The organism is Paraflavitalea sp. (assembly GCF_059502485.1).
The window spans coordinates 166,469-191,712 of record NZ_JCACET010000004.1; the positions used below are offsets into that span (position 1 = coordinate 166,469).

Annotated in this window: 24 protein-coding genes; 12 read left to right on the plus strand and 12 right to left on the minus strand. The window is 46.4% G+C overall.

Annotation, left to right across the window (positions count from 1 at the left end; genetic code table 11):
• The first annotated feature begins 6 nt into the window (after nt 1–6).
• The 3 genes from AC5JBY_RS00720 (at nt 7) to AC5JBY_RS00730 (ending at nt 1,575) form a co-directional block, all read left to right on the plus strand.
• On the plus strand, nt 7–435 hold the full coding sequence (locus AC5JBY_RS00720) for a hypothetical protein (RefSeq protein WP_495902616.1): 429 nt from the start codon (nt 7–9) through the stop codon (nt 433–435).
• A gap of 10 nt (nt 436–445) precedes the next feature.
• Nucleotides 446–814: a diacylglycerol kinase gene (locus tag AC5JBY_RS00725; protein WP_495902617.1), complete on the plus strand. Its 369-nt coding sequence runs from the start codon at nt 446–448 to the stop codon at nt 812–814.
• A gap of 74 nt (nt 815–888) precedes the next feature.
• Nucleotides 889–1,575, plus strand: a complete 687-nt coding sequence (locus tag AC5JBY_RS00730) for a DUF1361 domain-containing protein (RefSeq protein ID WP_495902618.1) — start codon at nt 889–891, stop codon at nt 1,573–1,575.
• 176 nt (nt 1,576–1,751) lie between these two features.
• Here AC5JBY_RS00730 and AC5JBY_RS00735 read toward each other — a convergent pair whose 3' ends face one another.
• Nucleotides 1,752–5,270 (minus strand): hypothetical protein, encoded by a 3,519-nt coding sequence (locus AC5JBY_RS00735; protein WP_495902619.1) that lies wholly within the window; start codon nt 5,268–5,270, stop codon nt 1,752–1,754.
• An 81-nt stretch (nt 5,271–5,351) separates the two neighbouring features.
• Here AC5JBY_RS00735 and AC5JBY_RS00740 point away from each other — a divergent pair, with 81 nt between their 5' ends.
• Nucleotides 5,352–6,002 (plus strand): MBL fold metallo-hydrolase, encoded by a 651-nt coding sequence (locus AC5JBY_RS00740; protein ID WP_495902620.1) that lies wholly within the window; start codon nt 5,352–5,354, stop codon nt 6,000–6,002.
• A 322-nt stretch (nt 6,003–6,324) separates the two neighbouring features.
• Here AC5JBY_RS00740 and AC5JBY_RS00745 read toward each other — a convergent pair whose 3' ends face one another.
• Complete coding sequence (locus AC5JBY_RS00745) at nt 6,325–7,854, minus strand: lipopolysaccharide biosynthesis protein (RefSeq protein ID WP_495902621.1); 1,530 nt, start codon at nt 7,852–7,854, stop codon at nt 6,325–6,327.
• Between the two features lie 221 nt (nt 7,855–8,075).
• On the opposite strand from AC5JBY_RS00745, the gene AC5JBY_RS00750 reads away from it, so the two are divergent.
• Nucleotides 8,076–8,732, plus strand: coding sequence for a hypothetical protein (locus AC5JBY_RS00750; protein ID WP_495902622.1), 657 nt, complete (start codon nt 8,076–8,078; stop codon nt 8,730–8,732).
• 55 nt (nt 8,733–8,787) lie between these two features.
• On the opposite strand, the gene AC5JBY_RS00755 is transcribed toward AC5JBY_RS00750, so the two are convergent.
• From AC5JBY_RS00755 to AC5JBY_RS00775, 5 genes are all read right to left on the minus strand, one after another.
• On the minus strand, nt 8,788–9,387 hold the full coding sequence (locus AC5JBY_RS00755; RefSeq protein ID WP_495902623.1) for a MarR family winged helix-turn-helix transcriptional regulator: 600 nt from the start codon (nt 9,385–9,387) through the stop codon (nt 8,788–8,790).
• 40 nt (nt 9,388–9,427) lie between these two features.
• On the minus strand, nt 9,428–10,015 hold the full coding sequence (locus tag AC5JBY_RS00760) for a protoglobin domain-containing protein (RefSeq protein WP_495902624.1): 588 nt from the start codon (nt 10,013–10,015) through the stop codon (nt 9,428–9,430).
• A 273-nt stretch (nt 10,016–10,288) separates the two neighbouring features.
• The gene (locus AC5JBY_RS00765; RefSeq protein ID WP_495902991.1) at nt 10,289–11,020 is read right to left on the minus strand and encodes a ribonuclease III family protein; all 732 of its coding nucleotides are present in this window, start codon (nt 11,018–11,020) and stop codon (nt 10,289–10,291) included.
• Nucleotides 11,021–11,143: 123 nt separating this feature from the next.
• A complete protein-coding gene (fabF, locus tag AC5JBY_RS00770) occupies nt 11,144–12,391 on the minus strand; it encodes a beta-ketoacyl-ACP synthase II (protein WP_495902625.1) in 1,248 nt (415 codons plus the stop codon).
• Between the two features lie 111 nt (nt 12,392–12,502).
• The gene (locus AC5JBY_RS00775) at nt 12,503–12,739 is read right to left on the minus strand and encodes an acyl carrier protein (protein WP_038103191.1); all 237 of its coding nucleotides are present in this window, start codon (nt 12,737–12,739) and stop codon (nt 12,503–12,505) included.
• Nucleotides 12,740–13,084: 345 nt separating this feature from the next.
• Between AC5JBY_RS00775 and AC5JBY_RS00780 the strand changes: the two genes are divergently transcribed.
• Nucleotides 13,085–13,513: a GNAT family N-acetyltransferase gene (locus AC5JBY_RS00780; RefSeq protein ID WP_495902626.1), complete on the plus strand. Its 429-nt coding sequence runs from the start codon at nt 13,085–13,087 to the stop codon at nt 13,511–13,513.
• Between the two features lie 165 nt (nt 13,514–13,678).
• On the opposite strand, the gene rsmA is transcribed toward AC5JBY_RS00780, so the two are convergent.
• Complete coding sequence (gene rsmA, locus AC5JBY_RS00785) at nt 13,679–14,431, minus strand: 16S rRNA (adenine(1518)-N(6)/adenine(1519)-N(6))-dimethyltransferase RsmA (protein ID WP_495902627.1); 753 nt, start codon at nt 14,429–14,431, stop codon at nt 13,679–13,681.
• Between the two features lie 49 nt (nt 14,432–14,480).
• Between rsmA and pdxA the strand changes: the two genes are divergently transcribed.
• Both pdxA and AC5JBY_RS00795 read left to right on the plus strand, forming a co-directional pair.
• Nucleotides 14,481–15,584, plus strand: a complete 1,104-nt coding sequence (gene pdxA / locus AC5JBY_RS00790) for a 4-hydroxythreonine-4-phosphate dehydrogenase PdxA (protein ID WP_495902628.1) — start codon at nt 14,481–14,483, stop codon at nt 15,582–15,584.
• A 182-nt stretch (nt 15,585–15,766) separates the two neighbouring features.
• On the plus strand, nt 15,767–16,603 hold the full coding sequence (locus AC5JBY_RS00795; RefSeq protein WP_495902629.1) for a hypothetical protein: 837 nt from the start codon (nt 15,767–15,769) through the stop codon (nt 16,601–16,603).
• 166 nt (nt 16,604–16,769) lie between these two features.
• Here AC5JBY_RS00795 and AC5JBY_RS00800 read toward each other — a convergent pair whose 3' ends face one another.
• A complete protein-coding gene (locus tag AC5JBY_RS00800; protein ID WP_495902630.1) occupies nt 16,770–17,471 on the minus strand; it encodes a LolA family protein in 702 nt (233 codons plus the stop codon).
• Between the two features lie 136 nt (nt 17,472–17,607).
• The gene (locus AC5JBY_RS00805) at nt 17,608–18,537 is read right to left on the minus strand and encodes a hydroxypyruvate isomerase family protein (RefSeq protein ID WP_495902631.1); all 930 of its coding nucleotides are present in this window, start codon (nt 18,535–18,537) and stop codon (nt 17,608–17,610) included.
• Nucleotides 18,538–18,687: 150 nt separating this feature from the next.
• Here AC5JBY_RS00805 and AC5JBY_RS00810 point away from each other — a divergent pair, with 150 nt between their 5' ends.
• The 4 genes from AC5JBY_RS00810 to AC5JBY_RS00825 all read left to right on the plus strand — a co-directional run bounded on the left by AC5JBY_RS00810 (nt 18,688) and on the right by AC5JBY_RS00825 (nt 23,164).
• Nucleotides 18,688–19,644, plus strand: coding sequence for a formylglycine-generating enzyme family protein (locus AC5JBY_RS00810; RefSeq protein ID WP_495902632.1), 957 nt, complete (start codon nt 18,688–18,690; stop codon nt 19,642–19,644).
• 27 nt (nt 19,645–19,671) lie between these two features.
• The gene (locus AC5JBY_RS00815) at nt 19,672–21,006 is read left to right on the plus strand and encodes a Gfo/Idh/MocA family protein (protein ID WP_495902633.1); all 1,335 of its coding nucleotides are present in this window, start codon (nt 19,672–19,674) and stop codon (nt 21,004–21,006) included.
• 239 nt (nt 21,007–21,245) lie between these two features.
• On the plus strand, nt 21,246–22,148 hold the full coding sequence (locus AC5JBY_RS00820; protein WP_495902634.1) for a lysophospholipid acyltransferase family protein: 903 nt from the start codon (nt 21,246–21,248) through the stop codon (nt 22,146–22,148).
• Nucleotides 22,149–22,150: 2 nt separating this feature from the next.
• Nucleotides 22,151–23,164 carry a fatty acid desaturase family protein gene (locus AC5JBY_RS00825; protein WP_495902635.1) on the plus strand — a complete coding sequence of 338 codons (1,014 nt, stop codon included), beginning with the start codon at nt 22,151–22,153 and terminating at the stop codon, nt 23,162–23,164.
• A 17-nt stretch (nt 23,165–23,181) separates the two neighbouring features.
• Here the strand turns inward: AC5JBY_RS00825 and AC5JBY_RS00830 are convergent, their stop codons facing one another.
• Nucleotides 23,182–24,021, minus strand: coding sequence for an ABC transporter permease (locus AC5JBY_RS00830; protein ID WP_495902636.1), 840 nt, complete (start codon nt 24,019–24,021; stop codon nt 23,182–23,184).
• Nucleotides 23,999–24,934, minus strand: a complete 936-nt coding sequence (locus tag AC5JBY_RS00835) for an ABC transporter ATP-binding protein (RefSeq protein ID WP_495902637.1) — start codon at nt 24,932–24,934, stop codon at nt 23,999–24,001. The genes AC5JBY_RS00830 and AC5JBY_RS00835 overlap by 23 nt, the downstream gene beginning before the upstream one ends.
• Between the last annotated feature and the right edge of the window lie 310 nt (nt 24,935–25,244).

The window sequence follows — 25,244 nt, forward strand, 5'->3', positions numbered from 1 at the left end:
ATTTATATGTCAACCCTGTCTTCCAGTTTTAGAATATGGGCGCTTACTGTTTCACTAAACGCTGTTTTTTTCACGCTGATACAATTTGGTACGGGAGATATGGAATTGGCAGTAGTATCAGCTATCATTTGCCTGGCAGGATACATTATAGGCATGCCTGGCTGGTTGCTGATTTGGTTGCTGATGGAATTTATTATGCGTTTCCCTTATTCCGCCAATGTACGGATTGTCTGGTTTGGCTGCATTGTGAGTGTATGTGTGGCTTTATTCTATGCATTTATGAGCTGGACTACTTCACGCGACTTTTCTCTACACGATCCGTGGCTGCAGTTGTTAACGGGAACAACAATTGCAGCGATGATAGTAACCCTGCTCCTGGACCGGGAGGCGTTTTCCGATGCAGTAAACAGTACTTCCATTGCTGATAACGAATAACTTAATAAATATGAAACCAGCACCATTTTCAATCAAGGCCAGAGCAAAGAGTTTTGGATATGCCTGGGAAGGTATCATAGCCTTTGTGCGGCGCGAACACAATGCCTGGCTCCATGCCATTGCAACAGTAGCTGTAGCAGTGCTGGCCTTTGTGGTGGACCTCACAAATACTGAAAAAATAGCGCTGGTATTTGCTGTTGGATTTGTGTGGGTAGCAGAGATGTTCAACACCTGCATCGAGCACACCATGGATTTTATTTCCACAGAGAAAAAGCCGGCAATCAAATTCATCAAAGACCTGTCAGCAGGCGCCGTACTGGTAGCAGCCATTACAGCACTGATAACCGGCAGCATTATTTTCATTCCTAAAATATTCTAATAAATCTAAAGTCGCCAGCCTCTGGCTGGTGACGGGTATTTCAAAGCCTCTGGCTTTGTCTAAACATTAAAAACATGAAGAACTTAGTAAGACCCTTGTGGCAGTACCGCCAATTGTTTTTGCGCAGCGAAGTAGATCGTATCATGACACTCTCCATGCTATTCGGTTCCCTGATGGTATTGGCAAGAGTAGTGTATACCGGCGAGCGCGATTTCCTGTTCCTGATCTGGAACCTCTTCCTGGCCTACATACCATATTTTATATCAGGCTGGTTGACGCGAACGCCATCCTGGGCCGCCTATTGGCGCAAATTCGTACCCGTATTTATAGTATGGATGCTGTTCATTCCCAACAGCTTTTATATCCTGACCGATCTCTTTCATTTAGGCGGCCACGATGGGGCGCCACTGTGGTTCGACCTCGCGTTGATTATTTCCTTTGCCTGGAACGGTTTGATGTTGGGTATCCTGTCTGTTCGGCAGATGGAAAAGATCATACAGCTCTACCTGCCCGGAAAAACCGATTGGGTATTCCTGTACCCCGTGATGGTGCTCAATGCATTTGGAGTATACATTGGTCGCTACCTGCGCTTCAATAGTTGGGATGTACTTACCAATCCATTTGCACTGGTGGCTGATATCGCACAGCTGATATGGCATCCGCTGCAGTACCGCGAAGCCTGGGCCATGGTCATCTGCTTTTCCATGCTGATGATCCTGGTATACACAACCCTCAAGAAAATTAGTAAGATGATCATGTAAACATTGCCCGTTATACCCTTCTACATAACGGTTGGTTTAAGTTGGACACGGCGCTGTATTCTTACAGCGCCATTTTTGTCTGAACCTCAAAACGCAAGAGGCTACCAATCTGGTAGCCTCTTGCGTTTATATTTTCCTCAAAATCCTTTAAATCAAGTAAATCATGGTTCAGATGGTTAAAAATCCACACCCATCGCAAAATGCAATACAGGCTTGCCCCTGAAGAACCCGCCCATTTCCCAGCCGGCATCGAGGCGAAGGAAATAACCCAGCAGCATACTGCGCACACCGAAACCATAACCGCCGGCAAAAGGACCGATACCACCAGCTTTGATCCTTACCGTTACAGTAGGATCGTTGGGGTCATCAGAATAAGTCTGTTGAGGACGCTCAAAGTTTTTGAAACCACCATCGAAAATGTCACCATTCCAGGTGTTACCCAGGTCGAAGAACTGAACCACCTGGAAGTTACGCAGGAATGCATTATTGATAGGACGATTGATCAGTGTGCTGAAAATCGGGAAGCGGAACTCACTATTCAGGATCAGCGAATTGTTGCCATTAGCAAGGTTCTGACGGAAGCCGCGCATGTTCACGGCCAGTGATTGATAAGCATAATCATTGGAAGGATCAGGGTTGGGCTGACTATTATACTTGGGGAACATCCAGCCATCTACACCACCGAGGTAGTAGATAACCTTCTGATTACCCCAGGAGAAATCGGCAGCAGCACGACCCGCCCAGATGAAGTTGCGGTAGATAGCGTGATAGTAACGGCCATCAAAACCTAAATTGAACATGTTACGGCCAGGCTTGATCAAACCTTCCCTTGGTTTATTGATCTGGGAATTGAAATCCATGAAGATCTTATAACGCACGCCATTCCAGATATTCATAGCCTTTTGAATGGCATTGTCATGAATATACTCGATGCGCGTTACAGCCCAGGTTTGCTTATTCAGATCGGGTGCTTTCAGCGTAATAGTATCGAACTGTGTACCACGCACCACCACACGGTCCAAACGCACACCGGCAGAGATACGGATACTGCGCACTTTATCCAATGGATATTTGATAACACCCTGATACAGGTTGCTGTACGATTTACCTTCATACACATTGATCACCGTACCATTTTGTGCCTGCACACCACCGATCTCCGTTTTACGGTAGTACACCAAAGAATAATCCATGCGTTTCTTCAGGTAATCGATACGGGCAAACCATTCGCCGCCACCATCAAATAAAGATTGGTTCACAGGCGTAAAGATGGTAGTGCCACCTGTGCCGATGCTGGCCCCGCCACCACCGCCACCAATGAGAGGCAAACGAATAGCGCCGGTGAAACGGATGTCTTCAAACAGGTCGAACACCGAAGCCTTCAACATACCATTGAAAGCACCGCCACTCTGCAGTTGGATAGGCAACGAGCCGGTAAATGGCTGGTAGCGGGTGATCAATACATCATTATTGAAACCACCGGAGAAATTATCCATGGAGAATTTCAACCGGTAAGGGAACAATTTAGCTTTTTGTGCCACAGTTTCTTTTACCTCCGCAGGTTCCTGGAAAGGATCGATCACTGAAGTAGGCTGCTGCTTTTTGGTAGTATCCGGTTTTTCCGGTTCAAAGCCAGTTTCAAAAAAGGCATCGGCCTTTTTCCGGGCACTGCTATCTCCTTGTATTATTGTCTCCTGGCTATGTCCGCCAGTGAGCCTCTCCGCTGCAATCAATCGGCGGCGATAATCAGTAGGCTTGGGAGTCACATTCCTGCGCTGCAAAGCCGTTTGATCCACACGCAGCCTGTACACCAGCTTCATGGTGCCTTCCTGCCTTACTTCACTTACCTGCCCATTGTCGCCGGCAGCCTTGGTTTCTACAAGACCACTTTGATAATTCGTAATGGGGAATACATAAGCTGAATCGTTCGTAACAGAGTACGCAAATACAGAATCAGGTGCAGGCTTGCCCCAGGCCTTCAGTGTAGAGTCAAGGTCTTCAGGAGTTGGGTTACGCAAGATCTCATCACCTACAAGATAAACACTGTCAAGACCAGCGCGGCGCGTAGTGAAGAAGCCGGCAAAGCGGTTGGCAATACCAGTTTCATCACTGATGAAAGTAAAGTGAGAAGTATTGTATTGCACCGGATAGCGGGCGTTGCCATACTTCATTTTACTCAGCTGCGTGATCTGACGGAACTCACTTTTATTATAAACGTCGGTCAGGAAAATATTATAACGGTTGGTAGAGATACCGGTATCGCGTCCCAGTGCAGTGGCATTGGGGCGGTTGGAGGCGAAAATGATACCCGTCTTATTGGGGAACGCCACAAAAGAAGCATCCAGGTCGGCATAAGAATCATTGGTCACCTGCTCATAAGTATCCTCTTCTATCTTGTAGATAAAGATATCCGGCTGTCCTTTACGAACGGCACTCATCAGGATGGTATTGGAATTCAGCATGAAACTGGCACTGGTGATCTGCTCGAAGTGAGAGATCTCCATTTTGATAGCCTTGTAGTGCTTCACCATGTCATACACAAACAATTTCACCTTGCCTTCTTCCCAATAAATACAACCAAGGCGCGTGCCCTTTCCATCCCAGAACAGGAGCGGATAGCTGGGGTTGATCTCATTTTCCATGGAGCGTACGCCGTTTTTCAACAGTACACGCCTGTCCACAAAGTTCTCATACAACACCACCTGGTTTTGGCCCTTTACAAACTCCACTACTGCATAAGTTTGGCTGCGCGGAGCAGGATTGGGAGTGAAACGGATATAATCACGGTTGTGTGTTACATCTTCGGTGAGGATCACGTTACCTTTGGGAGCATTCCTTCTTCCCTTAAGATCATTGTAGTACTTCTCGGCCGTTTGCTCCATAAAATCCTTCAACACATCCTTGAACTTCTTTTTACAGATACGTTGCGCAGCACTATTGAGGTTACGGTACACGCGGGCGAGGTACAGGAAATAAGTAACATTCTCCTTCTTATACTTCTCCTCGATATAATGCCAGAAAGCGTGACCAGCCAGCAGTGGTTTTTCAAAAGCAAACTGATAGAAATTCCGGAATTCAGCCGATAACATGGCCGATTTCAGTTTATCGTCAAGGTCGGTACTCCAGTTTTCAGCTACATAATCCACATACCCGTCCACCAGCCATTTGGGCAGGTCGAGTAGCGCCTGGTTGGCAGCAAATTCACCCAGGTCGTCACCAAACAGGATGTTGTCGACAAGAATACGGGCAATACCCTGACGCACCTGCCTGCGCAGGTCCGCATGGTCCCCGTTGAAGTAAACGATCATCTTATTGTTCACCAGCTTGGTGATACCGCCGGTAGTTTGCCAGTCGAGGTTGAGGCCGATATTCGACTGCTCCAGTTCATTGAAATTGTTATAAATGACAATGTTGGCGCGGCGTTGCAGGCCATATTCTACAAACTGTTCGATGGCAGGCAATTCCTCTTCAGCGATCTGCATAACATAGTTAGCGATCGTTTTGCCATTTTCGTAGAAGTAAGTGTTGAAATTGGTCGATTGGAAATATTCCCATTTGAATTTTCGGAATTGGACCCGGTTCTTACCAAACTCCACAGTGTTCACCTGAGCACTCACATCCAGGTGCAAAAGCAGTACGGAAACAATAAAACCTAAAAATACTTTTGCGGATGCCTTAATCTGTTGAAATTGCATATCCTGTCATTAATGTTTTAAAGTTAAAACAATACCAGATACCCGGGTTAAAAAAAATTCGATTGGCCTAATACTACCTATATGCTTAGAATAAAACAATTTACATTCAGTCCTGTCGAGGAAAATACCTACGTAATTTATGGCGAAAAGGACGAGTGTTGCATTGTTGATCCTGGTTGTTATTTTGGCAATGAACGCAATGAATTAAAAGAATTTATTCAGGAAACCGGCCTCTCCCCTAAATATTTGTTAAATACCCACTGTCACCTCGACCATGTATTCGGCAACAAGTTCGTTCATGATACCTGGGGGTTAACCCTACACCTGCACGAAAAAGAAAAAGTAGTACTGGATTATGCGCCGGTTTCAGGTATGAACTGGGGGCTTCCCTTCGATAATTACAAAGGCGACCTGATCTATTTACGGGAAGGAGATACGATTAGGTTGGGTGACGACAAATTCGATGTCCTCTTTACCCCAGGCCATTCCCCCGGTCACATCAGCTTCTACTGCGCTGCGCAAAACTTCATACTCAGTGGCGATGTCCTGTTCCGGGGAAGTATTGGTCGCACCGACCTGCCCGGAGGCAACTTTGACACCCTGGCCCAAAGCATCCGGGAGCAGCTGTACACCCTGCCCAACGAAACAGTAGTCTATTCAGGGCATGGCCCGGAAACAACAGTCGGAAAGGAAAAAAGGACGAACCCTTATGTACAAGAGCAGGCTAAATAGTGTTTTAGTAGGAGTGTCTTTTTGGCAGATTTATTCAGGGGAAATAGAAAACCAACCCACCCTCAGCTGTATGGATACTTCAGGTTTGCTGTATAGATACTGAAGGTTAAAGCTAAACCAAAACTAAACTAAAGCTAGACTTAAGCTAAACCAAAGCTAAGCGGACCACTTTTTGAACCCCGGTTGGGGGCAGGAAGAAGACGCGACAGGAGAATATGGTAGAACTGTTGAAAAGCATAATAGACATTCCTTAAACTTACGAAAAATATGCCAATTTGGCAAAAAAACTTGCTGGCTTTTTAACGCCTTTCCGTCTTCCCGGCTAAAAGTATTTGCCGATAAAAGGCATTTTCTTCAATTCCTTCCGCTCCACTTTCATGATAAGAAGGGTAAAAAGACCAAAGAAAAGGAGGGAAGTACCATAATATGTCAGGTAGGAAACAGTCGTCCAATCCATTTTTCTCTTGGGCACCAGGAAATGTACGATCAGGTATTCATGAATAATATAGAACAGCGTAACGATGACAAGGTAGGTAATGAGCTTTTTCCGGGCGTAGGGGATGGGGTAATACTTTTGTCCCTGTACATAGCTCACGATCATCATAAACCCGTAGCACAGGAAAGTAGCCCAGGCAGCACCAGTGTAATGATATAGAGGAATAAGGAAAATGTTCAGGATAATGGTGATCGCAGCGCCGCCCAGCGTAACCCAGGCGCCCATCATATTGCGGTTGGTGAGCTTGTACCAGATAGAAAGGTTATAGTATATGCCAAGGAAGATGCTGCCCATCGATAAGATAGGCACAATATGAATACCCTGTGCATATTCAGGATGCGTGGAAGCGATCAGTCCTTTCCAGATGTCAAGGAATAAAGCTACTACCAGGAACATAAAGCAGCAGGCGATCACGAATAGTTTCATCACCCGCGCATACATCTTCTGAGCCCCCTCACTACGCGATTGATTAAAGAAAAAAGGCTCCGCCGCCATCCGGAATATCTGGATAAAGATGGTGATCAGCACGGCCAGCTTATAGTTGGCCCCAAATACGCCCAGTTCAAACTCTGCCTGGCGTGCGCTTGCATCCAGCACCTTGCGGTAGATCACCCGGCTCAACATCTCATTGATCATGCCGCCAAAACCCACAATAATAAGCGGATAAGAATAATGCATCACCTCCTTCCATAGCCCCTTATCAAAGACAAACTTGAAAGAAGTAAACTCTTTATACAGCAACAACAGCGTGACGCCGCTGGCAATTACATTGGCAATGATAAAATACCCAATACCGATGCGGGGATTGTATAAGAGCGCCAGGAAAGAGTTTTCCCCGGCCTCATGCGCAGGTTTGGCTATATAGAAGAAGAACAGAACAATGAGGATATTCAGAACGATCGAAAAGACATTCACAAAAGCATACTTCCGCGGACGCTCTTCCAGCCGCAGCTTGGCCAGCGGAATCGTATACAGCGTATCGAAGAACACGATCAGGAGCATCCAGGTCACAAACTCCGGGTACTTCTCCATTTCGATGAAACTGGTGAGCGGCCCCTTGAAAATGAACAACAACAGCGTAAAAAGGATGGTCGTAACCCAGATCGAAATGTTCAGCGTATTAAATAATTTTTGCCGATCGTGGGTTTGCGCGAAACGAAAGAAGCTCGTTTCGAGTCCATATGTAAAGAGAACCGTCAGAAAAGGTATTACCGCGTATATCTGAGTGTAGGGATAAGAGCCATTAGGGTCGAACAACTGGAAACCCAACAGGCTGACGCCGAAATTGAGGAACCTGCTGACAATGCGGGGAATGCCATACCAGAGCGTTTGACCAGCTAATTTCTTAATGCTCAACTATACGTGATTTTGAATTGTAGTGCCAAAATTAAGGGATAGCGCCTCAAAGTGCTCGTTAAATAGCTGTTTTTGAAAGTAACATTTATGATCACTTAGCGACCCATAGTAAAGTTGTATAACGCCGGGTTGCAACGTTTATGCTTTAAAGTATCTTTAATATACCAAATAAACACCCTTGGCTCGTGGGAACACGGGCCAGAACCAAAAATCAAGCATCTATGCGTAGAATTTTACCCTTGCTGTTCGTACTGGCACTCACAGTATACAGCGTTCAGACCGATGCACAGGTAGTAGCTTCAGAAGGTAAAGTAGAACACACCAAAGGAGACAAGATAGCGGCTGTCATTGAACTACCTTACCCGGTAGAAGAAGTAGAGGCAGCCATTGCAGAGCATTTTTCCAAAAAAGGCGGCAAAAGCGATAAAAGCAAAGGATTCCAGATATTCCGCAGCATGAAGCTGACCGAAGAAGACATAGAACTGAATGACCTGCACTTCAAAGTAGAGCGCAAAAGCCGCAAAGAGAAAGATATTACCGTAGTATACCTGCTGGTAGGAAGACCCAGTGAGAACGTAGGTGTTCGCTCAGGTGTAGACCGTCACAAGATCAACGAGGCCAAAGAATTTTTAAACCAGTTGACACCCTCTGTTGAAGCCCATCACCTCGATGTGCAGATACTGGCGCAGGAAGACGTAATGAAGAAAACCACTAAGAAGAACCTGTCCCTGATCGACGAGCAAAAAGACCTCGAAGAAAAGATCAAGAACCTGCAGCAAAAGCTCGAGCAAAACAAGATCGATCAGGCAAAACAATCCGAAGAACTTACCCGCCAGCAAGGCGTCCTCGATGCCATGAAGGCAAGAAAGAAATCCTGATAATTTGCGTTTAACAGTCAGGCCGCTCAAAGCGGCCTGACTAAACGCGCTTATCTCACTGAGCAAACTCCGGACATTCCAATCTTAGATCCGCAACAGCCAACGGTTGATTGAGCAAATTGCAGTAATGATGATCCCTTCTGTTGCCACCATAATACCGGCAATTGTAGCACATGCGCTGTGTAGAAATGATAGTGGCCTGATTGAGCCGGTAGATCAGGTCTAATACAGAAGTCAGCAATAACTCCTTTTGAAGAGCCGGCAGTTCATCCACACCGGCATCGAGCGGGCTGGTAAAGTTTTCTGCCGCTGCAGCCAGCCCTTCACCCTTAGGTGTAAGCGAAAGAATGAAACTGCGTGAATCATTCACATCATTGCTCCGTTGAATGAGCCCTTTTTGTTCAAGCGCTTTTATCGAATCGGAAATCGTGGCCTTGGTCACATGAAACTCGCGCGCCATAAAGGCCGCCTTCCGCTGGTGAGGAGCAGGATGGAATTTGATAAAGAGCAACAACTGCAGCTGCGTTCCACTCAGGCCATGACGTTGCGCCTGCGTTTGCAGCAACACCCAAAATACCTCCGATAGTTTGGCAAGGGAGGCAATTACTTTACTGTTAATGTTGACTAAATGCTGTTCAGGGTCTAAAGATGACATATCAGAATAAGGTATACCCGGTTTGTAAACAGGTAACCGGTTAAAACTCTCCGGCGCGTATATAAGGGTACGTCATCAATACTGCTGTAAGCACAACCGCTTTGAACCATGCCTGGTGCATAGCTTCCACTTCCTCCGGTGCATGACCTTTGCTGGCCAGCAGTGGTTTGACAGTAACTGTGATAGGATATATGAATGCGGTGATATAGCGATAATGGACAATCGGCGGGGCCTCTACTTCATCCGTTTTATTCTTTTTCAGCTTATGGTGGCGCAGCCCTATTTCGTATTGGTAATTCAGCCAGGTCTGATCAAAAGGGCGAAGGCAAACATCTTTAACCCATTGGATGAAGCGCATTCTTACCGCTGTAAGATATTCCAGATTTGCCATATTATTTCTACTAAAATAATGCAACAGGTGAGGGTGGCTGCCGATCATCTCATACCAGATATCCATGATAGCGTCGGCCTTTTCTATTAATATCTCTCCTCCTTTGCGTAGGTTCTCTTCATCAGCCGGTGTAAACAACACTGTGGCTTTCAATAGTTCCAGGTCGTGTAATGTAACGGGTGATGTTCCTGCCTTACCATAATCATAACCTTTGATCTTTGTGTCTGTGCTGCCCATAATGTCCCGTTTTGCGTGGTGATCTAATAAGGAATCCTAATCAAACTTATTTAAGCAACAAACCCTACCCGGCATGCCGGTAGGGGATTCCCTTTACTTACGAAAACCACGTAATCAACAGATTAGCAAAAGGGCGATTATTTTATTAAAACAAGATTAAAGAAGAGGCATTAGCCGTTGGGTATTAGCTTTTAGCGATTGGGAAGGGAGGTTATCAGCAGACGGAGTAAAAGCGCTAACAGCTAAGCGCTAAAGACTAACAGCTGTTATTTATTATTCTTCTTCACCTTCAACCTTGTTGAGGCCAAGTTTGTCGATGGCGATGGCGGCGGCGATCTGGCTGGCGTCCTTCTTATTATACGCCTTGCCTTCGGCCAGGAGCGCACCATCCACTACGGCGCCAATGGTGAAGAGACGACGGCCACCCTCGATACGCTCATCCAGCGTTTCAAATTCGAGGTTCTTGCCATTTTTATTGGCCCAGCCGTACAGCTTATTCTTGTGGTTGATCTCCAGTGCCTCGAGATCTTCCATGTATAAGTGAGGGATGATGATACATTCCAGTACCCATTTCTTTGTCTTTACAAAACCCTTATCGAGATAGATGGCGCCTACCACAGCTTCCAGCGTGTTGCCGAAGATCTGGCTCATCTTAAGAGAATTGTCAAACTTATTATAGAAAGTGATCTTCTTTAAGCCCATCTTGATGGCGATCTCATTGAGCTTATTACGGTTCACCATCTTACTCCGCATCTCAGTGAGGAAGCCTTCTTCTTTGTAAGGATATTTCTTGAAGAGGAAATCGGCCACGATACCACTCAGGATGGCATCGCCAAGATATTCGAGGCGCTCATTATTTTCGTCTGCACTATCACGTACAGAGCGGTGCGTAAGAGCGGCCTGGTACAAAGCAGTTTTGCCGGGTGTAAACCCCAGCACATTACGAAGATTCTTCTTGAAAGCAATATTACTTTCCTTGCCAATAAATCGGTCCAGGATTCCCACGATCGTCAAGCTACATTTTTTTCTTTAAGCCAAAAAATTCAATATAGGTAAAGGGCTTCTGGTTTGGTACTACAATATACCAAACAACGAACAAGGTTGTAGAAAAATTATGCAGCGTGCTTTTTAGTACTTTTTAACAATCACACAAGCGTTGTGACCGCCAAAACCGAATGTATTACTTAAGGCAGCGCGCACAAGTCGTTTCTGAGGTTTTTCAAAGGTAAAATTAAGACGTGGATCTAATTCGGGATCGTCAGTGAAGTGGTTAATCGTAGGTGGTACCATGTCCTCTCTGACACTCATGATACAGGCAATAGCCTCTACCACGCCAGCTGCTCCCAGGCAGTGGCCGGTCATGGACTTTGTAGAACTGATATTGATTTTATAGGCGTGTTCACCAAAAACGTCGGTAATAGCTTTCACCTCGGCTACATCTCCCAGCGGGGTGGAAGTACCGTGAGTATTGATATAATCAATATCCTCGGGTTTCATACCTGCATCATCGAGGGCAGAAAGCATTACATTTTTAGCGCCTAAACCTTCAGGGTGAGGGGCTGTTACGTGGTGGGCATCGGCAGTAGCGCCGCAACCCGCAATTTCACAATAGATCTTGGCGCCGCGTGCAAGCGCGTGCTCCAGGTCTTCCAGTATCAGTGCGCCGGCAGCTTCTCCCATAATAAAACCGTCGCGGTCTTTATCATAAGGGCGGCTGGCCGTTTTAGGATCGTCATTTCGCTCACTCATCGCTTTCATGGCGTTGAAACCACCTACGCCCGACTCGCTGATCACCGCTTCTGAGCCACCGGCCAGAATAATATCAGCTTTGTTGAGACGAATGAGGTTGAACGCTTCCATAATAGCGTTGGTAGAAGAAGCGCAGGCGCTTACAACAGCGAAGTTGGGACCCCTGAAGCCATGGCGCATGGAAATATGACCAGCTGCAATGTCCAGGATCATTTTGGGAATGAAGAAGGGATTGTACCGGGGGGTACCATCGCCCTTGGCAAAGTTGATAACTTCTTCCTGGAAGGTGATAAGACCACCGATACCACTGGCGAAAACCACGCCGATACGATCGGGATTCATGGTCTCTTTATTAATACCGGCATCGGTTACAGCCTGGTCGCTGGAGGCGAGGGCGATCTGCGTAAAGCGGTCAAGCTTCCGGGCTTCCTTTTTATCGAGGTATTGTAACGGGTCAAACCCTTTCAGCTCACAAGCAAATCGGGTCTTGAATTTCGACGCATCAAATAAAGTAATGAAATCTGCACCGGATACGCCATTCATAAGGCCGTTCCAATAATCTTGTAAGCTGTTTCCTAATGGAGTCAATGCGCCAATACCTGTTACAACAACGCGTTTTAATTGCATAGGATTCTTGTCCGGAAGTTTGGAAGTTTTTTAAGTAACAAATCCGCCTTCGGGGCGTACATAGCTATCGAAGGGCGGATTTAATTTATTACACCTGAACAAAAGTCCAGATTACTTTGCATGCTCTTCTAAGTAAGCGATAGCCTGGCCAACAGTAGTGATGGTCTCAGCTTGCTCATCAGGGATGGAGATGTTGAATTCTTTTTCAAACTCCATGATCAGTTCTACGGTGTCCAGTGAATCGGCACCTAAATCATTGGTGAAAGAAGCCTCATTGGTAACCTCTGCTTCTTCTACACCTAACTTATCAACAATGATCTTTTTTACTCTGGTTGCAATGTCTGACATTTTTGTAAAGTTTAGTTACGGCTGCAAAAATATAGATTTTGGAATAATGACAATAAATCACTGGTTTTTAATTATGCTTCCGATATTTTTTAGTTTCAATGATTTGTAGTACTATCCGGCATCGATTTCCGGCAAATTCAATGCCCGCGGGCACTATAGTTATCTACTGACACCCTCCATCGATACAATATAATACGGTCTGGCCCGTCATTTATAATGATAGAAAACTGACTATCCCTTATCCTTAAATGACTGTTATCAGTTTAATTTTTAATATATAGGGACTGCTGTTAAAGGGTAAATCCTTATATTGCAGCGACCGAAACACCACTCAAATACGCTCGCATGGCTCTCAAAATCATTGATCACGGTACGAAAGAATACCAGCAAATGGTCCAATTGCGGAATGACATCCTCCGCAAACCACTTGGCCTTAGCTTTACCCCGGAAGAATTAGAAAAGGAAAAGACCGAAATTTTGATAGCCGCCTTTGAGGAGGAAAAAATACTGGGCTGTTGCATGCTCATTACCGAAGAACCCACTACCGTTCGGTTACGCCAGATGGCGGTATTGAACAACCTCCAGGGAAAAGGAATTGGCAAAGCACTGATGCAATTCGCTGAAAACATCGCCCGCGACCGTGGCTTCCGCAGAATAACCATGCACGCCCGCCAAACAGCCGTCGGCTTTTACGAAAAACTCGGCTACCAGATCAGCGGCGACCAGTTCGAAGAAGTTTCCATCCCACATTATATAATGGAGAAAGTGTTATAAAAACTGTCAGGCCGCTCCAGGCGGCCAGACTGGTTTTAAACAACCTATCACCCCACAGTCGCCAGCCTCTGGCTGGTGACGGGTATTTCAAAGCCTCTGGCTTTGCGCCCGAAAGGCGCCACATCTCACAGGTTTTCCCTTTCAACTCGTCAACCTTCCAACCTATCAACCCATTCTAAACGTCAGTGCCGCAAAATCCTGCACCGACAACTGTTCAGCCCGTTTATTGAATATTTCATCCTGTAACACCTCCGCGGAGAAGAGACCCTTCACGGCATTACGCAAGGTTTTACGGCGTTGATTAAAGCCCGCTTTCACCACTGCAAACAAGGCTTTTTCACTTTTCATGGCCACCGGCTCGGCCAGCGGTAGCAGGCGGATGACCGCACTCTTCACCTTGGGCGGCGGGTTAAAAGCCTGCTCATCCACCTCAAACAGATACTCCACTTTAAAAAATGCCTGTACCAGCACGCTGGTTACCCCATATACTTTGGAGCCTTCCTTCGCAGCTACCCGTTGCGCCACCTCTTTCTGGAACATGCCTGTCATGGATTCAATTTGTTCCTTCCAGTCGAGCATCTTGAAAAGGATCTGAGAAGAAATATTGTAGGGGAAATTACCCACCACGGTAAACTTACCTTCAAAAGGAGCAGCTATATCGAGGATGCTCTGGTGAATGATCTTGCCTTGCAACACAGGATACTGTTGCTGCAGCCAGGCTACCTTTTCATCGTCCAGCTCCACACATTTTAGATCGATACCTTGCAGCTCGATGAGGTATTTGGTAAGCGCTCCGCCACCCGGCCCTACCTCCAGCAGCTGCTGAAAAGGATGCTGCTGAAGCTCCTGCACGATCCTGCGGCTGATATTCTCATCCTTTAAAAAATGCTGGCCAAGTGACTTTTTGAGCGTATACATGCCGCAAAGGTAAGTTTCTTCGTACTTTAGCCGTTCTGAATCAAGAATTATGAATGCACCGCAACAAAAACCGGTAATCGGTATCTCTATCGGCGATCTGAATGGCATTGGAACTGAGCTGATCATAAAGACCTTCTCAGATCACCGTATCCTCGAACTGTGCACCCCTGTTATTTTTGCTTCCAATAAAGTCATCAATTTCTACCGCAAGGGCCTGCCCGACCTCAACTTCAATTACCAAAGCATAAAAGAGCTGAACCGCATTACCCCCAAGCAGGTCAATATCTTCAACTGCTGGGAAGAAGAAATAGGCATCAACCCCGGTCAGCTCTCCGATATAGGCGGCAAGTATGCCATCAAGTCGCTGACCATGGCCGTACAGGCACTCAAAGAAAATAAAATACAGGGACTGGTAACAGCTCCCATCCATAAGAAAAATACACAATCAGCCGAATTCCAGTTCACCGGCCACACGCCCTACCTCAAACATGTATATGGTGTGAACGACGTGGTGATGCTGATGGTGGCGGGCGATTTCCGCGTAGGGCTGGTTACTGAACATGTGCCCCTGCGCGAAGCAGCCCAGCACATTACCCGTGAGCGTATCGTATCCAAACTGAATATTCTCAACCAATCCTTGATCAAGGATTTTGGTATCGACAAGCCGAAGATCGCCGTACTGGGATTGAACCCCCATGCCGGCGACGAAGGACTGATCGGTAAAGAAGAAGAAGAGATCATCAAGCCCGCTATCAAAGACGCCAAGCGCAATATGATGGTGTTTGGGCCTTACAGCGCCGATGCGTTCTTTGCCCGCCGTCAGTATGCAAGATTCGATGCCGTGCTGGCCATGTATCATGACCAGGGATTAATACCTTTCAAATCACTGGCATTGGGCGAAGGCATAAACTATACAGCCGGACTGCCGGGCATCCGCACCTCTCCCGATCACGGAACTGCGTTTGATATTGCCGGTAAGAACAAAGCCGACCACTCATCCTTCCTCACAGCGATCTATGAGTGCATCGATATCATCAACCAGCGCCACGGATATGCCGAGTACCGCAAGAACCCGCTGAAGAAAATGACATCCGTGATCCTCGCCAATGCCGTTGACGAAGCAATCGAAATGTCCGAAACCGACGACGAATAACGAACCAGTCAGGCCGCTCAAAGCGGCCAGACTCTAACGAAAAGAGGCTGTCTCCCGTTTTTGCAAACATGGGAGACAGCCTTTTACTTTATTGGTAAAGGCAATAAGGTGAGGCAGAATCTTCATCAGGCAATTCTTCGTATGTTAACCGGGTCCCCTTGTCAAAAGATTGCTTGATAAATATGACAAAAGTAAAATCCAATAGTAAAAAGAGTAAACTCCATAACCAGCAGACCAATCAATATGACAAGATACTCCGTGAAAACCTGGAAGCTGCATTGCCGGGATTGATAAGAAACCTGCTGGGCATTCATGCCAGGTATACGGAAGAGCTGCCAGATGATATACAGCATACCAAGGAGAGAAAGCCGGATGTGCTTAAAAAAGTGACCGACACCAATGATGAAACCTTTGTACTGCATATTGAATTGCAGGTAAAGGACGAGCGGGAAATGGCCTTCCGGATGGCGGAATATTATATCATGCTGCTGCGGAAATACCAGCTTCGGGTACGGCAATATGTTATTTATATAGGCGCCACCCTGCCCCTTATGAAGGACCATATTCACTCAGAACAAATGAAATTCAAATACCGGCTGATAGCCCTATCGGCGGTTGATTATCATTTATTACTTAGCTCGGATAAGCCGGAGGAAAAAATGCTGGCCATTCTAGCGAACTTTGGAGAAGGAAACCATTCGCAGGCAATAGAAAGCATTGTAAAACAGGTCATTGACGCCTCGGAAGGAGACTTTTCAAAACAACGACATATACAGCAATTGCGCATATTAGCACAATTGCGTAACTTAGAACCAGAAATTGAAAGCATCATGGACAGCATTGCAGGACTTATAAAACCAGAAAACGACATTTTCTACAAGTATGGAGTGAAAAAAGGTAAAGAACCTTTTGTAAAATATCTTTTAGGCAATACCAAGTTTACAATAAGCAAAATTGCCAGTTTAGCTGAGGTTACAGAGGATTTTGTAAGGAAGGTGAAGAAGTCTTTAACAAAATAAGCGTTTACTCCCGTTCAAGGATAATATATTTGGCCCCTCAAAGGGGCCTTTTTTATTGGGCTCTTTTCTTTTTTGCCACCTTCTTAGCTACTTCCTTCACTGCTTTCTTTTTTACTACTTTCACCGGCTTCTCCGGTACATCTGTAGGCGCATCAACCCGCACTCACTACTTAAACACACTATCCGCAATCCCCTTATTCACTGCATAATTCGAGTAGCTGATCTCCAGCTTGCCCTTCTGCTCTTTATCAGTAGAAGCAGCCTGAGGTTTTTCCCCCATATCATAATCGAAGGCAAGGCCCTTGGGCAGTTTGTAATCTTTAGTATTGAAGCTGAACACCACTTTATCAGGCAATCCCCAGTTGGAGTACTTGCCATACATCATCTCCATTTCATAGGTGCCACCACTGCGACTGGTGATGACAGCCTTCCTGATCAGCGATTGCGTTTCATCGATATACAAGGTAGCTACTACCACATCACTCTTTTCATCGAGCGGCAGCAGCTTGATAACGCTGACTGCTACGCCTGCTACTGTATTCTTGCCAGCGGGTACTGCCGTGTAGTTATCATTCACAAACAGGCTTCCCAGGTTTACATTCGACCCACCCTTGGGCACGATGGCAATACCATCCTGCTTTTTCACCCTGAACTTGTCCGGGTGCTTATAATAGATCACCACTTTGGATTCGGGGATCTTAATAAACGACACATCCGTTTTCATGATCCCATCAGCCTGGTAATCCTTCACCGTAGCCAGTTTGTCCTTCACTTTTTTAATAACGGCATTTGCTTCCTGGGCAACGGAAAAGAAGGCGGTCAGGATAAGCGCTCCTGCCAACGCCAGCGGTTTGAGAATTGCTTGCATAGACCACAAAGTTAGTGATCAGTTGATAGGTTTAAAAGTTAAAAGGTTGATAAGGGGAACGTTCCCAACTTATCAACCTTTCAACCCGTTAACCTGTCAACTGCCAAGTCAACTCGTCAACTTATTAACTTTTCAACTAAAGAAAACTGTCCGACTCTCTGTAAGCCTTGATCAACGCAGTCTCACCATCCTTACCCGGCTTGGCATTACCATGCTCCATACCCAGGATGCCCTTATAACCCTTGGCGTGAATATGTTTAAAGATGTTCTTATAGTTCATCTCACCGGTAGTAGGCTCCTTACGGCCGGGGTTATCGCCAATCTGCAGATACCCGATCTCATCCCATGACCTATTGAGGTTATTGATAATATCGCCTTCATTACGCTGCATGTGATACATGTCGAACAGGAACTTGCAGCTGGGGCTGCCTACTGCCTGACAGATCATATACGTTTGATCCGAATGGCGCAGGAACAGATCAGGGTTATCGCTCAATGCTTCCAATACCATTACCAAGCCGTGAGGCTCGAGGATAGCGCTGGCCTTGCGCAAAGCGTTGATCACATTGGCAGTTTGGTATTCAAAAGAAAGACTGCGATCATAGTTGCCGGGTACTACAGTCACCCATTTGGCGCCACAGCGTTTGGCCACTTCTACTGTTTCTTTACAGTCCTTGATCATTCTGTCGATCCACTCCTGTTTGCCAGTAGTGAGCGACATTTTCCAGTGCCAGCTATCGGAGGTAACCACGAAAACACCCATACGCATACCGAGCGAAGCAAGTGTTTCACCGATCTTCTTTTGCATCTCCGGAGTCCGGCCCATCATACCATTATCTTCAATGGAGCGGAAGCCCATGCTGTGCGCAAACTTTATCTGATCAATGAAATCAGCACCACCAAGGTTCTTGAACATTCCATCATGGAAAGCATAGTCAAGGTTAAATGTTTTTTCAGCATTCGTTAGGGTATCCGTCTGCTCATCCGACTTACCCAATACAGTGGCAGATGCTGCCAGAGAGGCGCCGGTGAACAGGGAATTACGCATAAATTGTCGACGTTTCATGTTCTGAGTGTTTGGATAAATTTAACATCAATTACCTGTTGCATGGAAATTATTTTTGTGCAATCGATTTCTCTACCTGACAGATATAGTTTAGGAAGAGGGATGTAGGATTATTTTCTTATCTTTCGAGCACTTAAAACATATATAAGAGTGAAAAGACTGGTGTTATTCACTATTTCAGCTACAGCAACGATAGTAGCCTCCGCACAACAAGCAACTAATTTCGCGCCTTATGAAACGACGATCCCTGGTTCGTCTATCATGTTCAAAATGACGCCTATTGCCGAAGGCCAGTTCCTGATGGGCAGCCCCGCTGCAGAAAAAGGAAGATTGGCCGACGAAGGACCACAAAAGACAATTAAGGTGAGCGCATTCTGGATGGGCACGCACGAAGTAACATATGATGAATTCCTGTTGTTCTTTAACGACGAAAGCACCAGCCGTAATTCAGAAGTAGATGTGGTAACTAGGCCAACACCGCAGTACATCGACCTCAGCTGGGGCATGGGCAAGCAAGGCGGTTTCCCCGTCAATAGCATGTCGCATCGTACAGCCCTCATGTATTGCCGGTGGTTATATAAAAAAACAGGCATGTTTTACCGGTTGCCTACAGAAGCAGAGTGGGAGTACGCAGCCCGCGCCGGTAGCACTACAGCATATTATTTTGGAAATGACCCAAAACAACTAAAGGATTACGCCTGGTTAAACGTCAATAGTAAGAACAAGTACCAGAAAGTGGGGCAGAAGAAGCCCAACGCCTGGGGACTCTATGATATACTGGGCAATGTGGCCGAGTGGACCCTGGATCAATACGATGAGAAATTGCTGAGCACGCTGGCAGATGGTACAACCGACCCTTCTTCTGTAGCAGAAGATGTGTACCCTAAAACCGTGCGTGGCGGTGGATACCTCGACAAGCCGGAAGCATTGCGCAGCGCCAGCCGTGGCAAATCCGATCCTTCCTGGAACAAACGTGATCCACAGATACCCAAAAGCAAATGGTGGCTCACAGATGGGATGTCGGTAGGGTTCCGCCTCGTAAGGCCGCTGAAAGCGCCCACTGCCGAAGAAGCAGAAGCGTTCTATAAAAAATATCTTGGTAATTAGATTGCTCCATTTATAAAACAAACAACCATGCGTAAAGATGCACCCAACCAGTCTTCCCGGCGTGATTTTGTGAAACAGTCGTCGCTGATAGCCGGCGGATTGATCGCCGCACCTCTATTTTCCAAAGCCAATTATTTCTCCGGCGCTGATGATGTCATCAAAGTAGCGCTGGTAGGCTGTGGTGGCCGGGGTACCGGCGCCGCTATGCAAGCTTTGCTCACCAAACAAAATGTAAAACTGGTAGCGATGGCCGATGCCTTCAAAGACCGGTTGGACAAGTGTTATAATTCTTTGACAGCCACTTCCAAATCGGGCGATAAAAGCGTGAAAGACCGCGTAGACGTTCCCGAAGACAGGAAGTTTGTAGGCTTCGACGGATACCTGAAAGCCATTCCCCTGGCCGATGTGGTGATCCTGGCAACGCCTCCCGGCTTCAGGCCCATTCACTTTGAAGAAGCCGTTAAACAAGGCAAACACATATTCATGGAAAAACCGGTAGCAACCGATCCTGCCGGTGTACAGAAAGTACTGGCCGCTGCCGAACAGGCAAAAGCCAAGAAGCTGAACGTGGTAGTAGGCCTCCAACGTCACTACCAAACCAGCTACCGCGAGTTGTTTAAAAAGAAAGACCTCATCGGAGATATCACTTCAGCACAAGCCTGGTGGAACAACGATGGCGTATGGGTAAACAAACGCCAGCCCGGCCAAACCGAAATGGAATACCAGATGCGCAACTGGTACTACTTCGTATGGCTTTGCGGCGATCATATTGCAGAACAGCACATTCACAATATCGATGTGATCAACTGGTTCAAAGGAGGTTACCCCATTAAAGCCCAGGGTATGGGTGGTCGCCAGGTACGCAAAGGAAAAGACAATGGTGAGATCTTCGACCACCACTTTGTTGAGTTCCATTATGCCGACGGCTCTATCCTCAACAGCCAGTGCCGTCACATTCCCGGCACTATGAGTAAAGTTGATGAACTGTTGATCGGTACCAAAGGAAGCATCCAGACAGGTGCAGCCAACATCATCAATAAAAAAGGAAAAGTCCTCTTCCAGTTCGATAAAACGAAAGAGAACCAACCCTACCAGGCTGAGCACGATGAGCTGTTCGAAGCCATTGCCAACGGCCAATACAAATTTGCCGATGCTGAGAATGGCGCTAAGAGCACCATGACCTCCATCCTCGGCCGTATGGCTACCTACTCCGGCCAGGTAGTAGAGTGGGACAAAGCAATCAATTCAGGCCTCAACCTGATGCCCAAACAATTCGATTGGGCTGCCGCACCTCCCATTTTGCCTGATGCAGATGGCTTCTACCCCGTGGCAACACCCGGTGTGACCAAATACGGTTTTTAGTAGAACTCACTTATAAAAAGAGGGTGGGTCTCCTTCCAAAGGAGGCTCACCCTTTTTTATTGATCCCATAGGGGCACACTCCAGGAAAGTTGTCATTCACACAGCGCCTTTGTTTAATGAATAAGGCATTATGCTTATATAACGTTGAAATGACACTATTTTTAATTTCCATTTGATCACCAATTGCATAATTCAGTTACCTTTAGCGCAAACCTTTAAAACAAACTAAACCAACGACCTTGGCCAAGTTGAGCTATTGGATAGCCCTACCCTTTATATATCTTCTCTCTCTGCTACCTTTTCCGGCATTATACCTGCTGTCGGACTTCTTTTTCCTGTTGCTATACTACGTCATTGGCTACCGCAAGAAAGTCGTGTACACCAACCTGCGCAATTCATTTCCCGAGAAGTCGGAAGCAGAGATTGCCGCCATCCAAAAGCGCTTTTTTCGCTACTTCTGCGACCTTTTCCTGGAGACATTCAAAACACTCACCATTAGTCCCGCCTCCATGCTCAAACATTGCAGTATGGAACCGGCAGCCGAAAAACTGTTCAATGACTTTGCGGCAGAAAATAAGAGCCTCATCATCGTCATGGGGCACATGGGTAATTGGGAGTGGGCCGGTAACACCTTCAGCCTTAGGTGTAAGCATCAATTATACGTGATCTACCATCCCCTGGCTAATCAGCATTTTAACAGTTTAACCATAAAAATGCGCACGCGGTTTGGTACTAAGTTGATCGCCATGAAAGATACGTTCCGGGAGATGGTGCAGAACAGGAGTCATTTATCAGCTACTGCTTTTATTGCCGATCAAACGCCACAACCGGATAGAGCATACTGGATGCAGTTCCTCAACCAGGATACACCTGTTTTCTTCGGTACGGAAAAGATCGCACAAAAGATGAATTACCCGATCGTATATGTAACTGTTAAAAAAATAAAACGGGGATATTATACGTTAAGCGCAGATATACTGAAATTGCCGCCATTCAATGCCACACAGGAAGGAGAAATTACAGAGGCGCACACCAAAAGACTGGAAGCAGACATCATCAAAACACCGGACACCTGGCTATGGACACATCGCCGGTGGAAACATAAAAGACCTAATAACCAATCATCCAAAGTAAATCAATAAACATGCTGAGTGGAAAAGAGTTAATACTCGCAACCAAGCCGTTTGCCAAAGAGGACAGGAAGAAAAGCTGGTGGTATACGCTGTCGACACTTGGCCTGTGTATCGCTACACTGGCAGGAACGGTATTGCTGCCCTGGCTGGGAGCAAGAATTGCGTGCAGTATTATAGCCGGCCTGTCACTGGTGCGCATGTTTGTGATCTACCACGATCACCAGCACCATACCATTCTCCACAAATCGGCAGTGGGCGATGCGATCATGACGGTGTTTGGCATTTACATGCTGGCCCCCACCAGCATCTGGAAAAGGTCACACGATCATCACCATAAACACAACTCCAAATTATTCAGCGCCAGCATTGGTTCATTCCCTATCGCCACAAAGCAGAAATACCTGGGTATGGGCACCGGTGAAAGGATTGGTTACCTCGCTATCCGTCACCCGTTGACGATCGGATTGGGTTACTTCACCATGTTCCTGCTGGGCATGTGCGTAAGCTCGTTCCTCAGCAGCCCCCGCAAACACTTCGATGCATTGATCGCTCTGATACTACACATTGCAGCGGCAGTATGCATATTCATATTCATGGGTTGGGAAGCCTGGCTCCTGATGTTCTTTGTTCCTTTCCTCATCGCATTTGCATTGGGTTCTTACCTGTTCTATGCACAGCATAATTTCCCGGGCGTTACCTTTTGCAGCAACCAGGATTGGGCTTATGACAAAGCTGCCCTCGAATCATCCAGCTATATGCTGATGAACCCCGTAATGAATTATTTCACCGCCAACATTGGTTACCATCATATTCACCACCTCAACTCCAAAATACCTTTCTACCGTTTACCTGAGGTGATGGCCCATTTCCCCGAATTGCAAACCGCTAAAACAACTTCGCTAAGCCCCAAAGACATCTTTGCCTGCCTGCGCCTGAAAGTATGGGACCAGGAGAAAGGCCAAATGATCAGCCTGAAAGAGCTGGGCGTCAGCAGGCGTAAACGGAGTAAGTTGGCCGCTGCTTAATACATTACTACAACAGATTACGATAAAACATCCTTCCTTTTGAAGATATAGATCGCTGTGCCTACAAATGCCACAATATGGAATAGTAGGGTAGCAGCCGATTTGAATATACTTCCATACGGCACCGGATTATAGAAGAAACCCTTCCAGCCCAACATATGCGAAGTGAAGAGATACGGCTTCATAAGCGTGAACAACGGAAGATCAACTGTAGAGAGGATCGTAAATACAATTACAATACTCATAGTAGCTACGATAGGCCCGATGGAATTTTCAGCAAATAACGACAGGAAGAAAGAAAGCGCTGCCACGGAAGTCATAGCGATGGCTGCAAAGCCAAAGGCGGCAAAATAACGCCACATAACATCAGCCTCCCTGATAATAATGATCTCCTGACTTTTTGCCACCAACAGGTCGCCAGTGCCAAATGCCAGCATCGAGAGTACCAGAGACAGAAATGCCATCCACAAAAGCAATAACAACGTATAGATAGTACTGGCTAAGAACTTTGAAAAGAGCAACGTACTCCGGCTGATGGGTTTGCTGGCCAGCAGGCGCAGGGTGCCCATGTTCGCCTCTCCGGCAATCATATCGCCACCAATAAGCGCAATAAGCAGCGGCACATGGATCAGCAACGTTTGCAATACAAAATAGCATACGAAATATCCATTGGCAATATCACCTTCAACGGCATATTCGGACCTCACTGTTTGGAGCAGGAGGTCGATGTAAGTGTCAGAGTCCACATACAAGGCCAGCTGGATCAACAACACGATGGCGGCAATAGCAGCAAAGGCAATGTACGTACGCGGCCGTTTGAATATTTTATACAGCTCAATTTGTAAAAGAGTCCACATGTCTGTTGGCGGTTGTTAAAGCCAGGAAATAGGCTTCCAGTGAATGTTGAGGTTGCAGGGACGTAATAGCAGCTCCCATCTTTACGAGATCGGCAGCAAGAGCAGGCACTTGCTGCTCATCCATCTGAAAGCGTATATTATTTTGCTCCTGTTCTTGCAGGTAGCTTTTCCAGGAACTATTATTCAGCTGCTCCATAGTGTGGGCAATATTCGCCACACTCACCTGTATAATCATTTTCGTGGGATCGAACAATTCCTTCACACCTCCTTCCGCAACCTTCCTTCCCTTGTCGATGATGATCATCCGGTTAGCAGTCATTTCTATCTCATAAAGCAGGTGCGAAGAAACAAGAACAGTTTTGCCATACGCTTTACTCAGCTGCAGGATCAGGTGCCTTACATCGGCAATCCCCTGCGGATCGAGCCCGTTGGTAGGCTCATCTAATATTATGAGTTGCGGATCATGGATCAGCGCCACTGCAATACCCAGCCGCTGTTTCATGCCCTGTGAGAAAGTCTTCACTTTACTGTTTGCTCTGGCTGCTAAACCTACCTGTTCCAGTTGTTCCATCAGCTTTTGCCGGCTCACTTTAGCGCCGCTGATGCGGGCAAACTGAGAGAGGTTTTCGTAAGCCGTGAGGTATTTATATAAGTCGGGACGCTCGATAACAGCACCCACTTGCCTGAGAATTTCCTTGCGGTGCTTCTTCAGGTCCATCCCAAATAGTTCAATGCTCCCCGTTGTAGGTTCTATCAAGGTGAGCAACATACGAATAGTGGTAGATTTGCCGGCGCCATTCTGGCCAAGGAAGCCGTAAACATCTCCCTGGTTCACGGTAAATGAGATATCATCGACCGCTTTTAACTCCTTGTATTGCTTGCTGAGGTGGTTGACCTGTATGATGACAGACATAAAATAATTACATTACAAATTACAACTCAATTTGTTAGGAAACCATAAAAAAGTGACACTTAACCTATGTCAAGCCGGGAGATTAAAACATAAAAAAATCACTATAAAATACTTGCATATTCCGGCAACCCGTTATACTTTTGTTCTACAATTCCTCGCATCCTCTGATAATTCCGTTACCCGCAAGACCACACGAACATTCCTCTTGCGCAAATTCCAAAATCTTCCAAGTCTGTTTTGTATTTAACCTGTTTAAGGTTTGCCTATATAGTATTTCCAATAGCTATGTGAGCTCAGAGTGGGTTTCTAT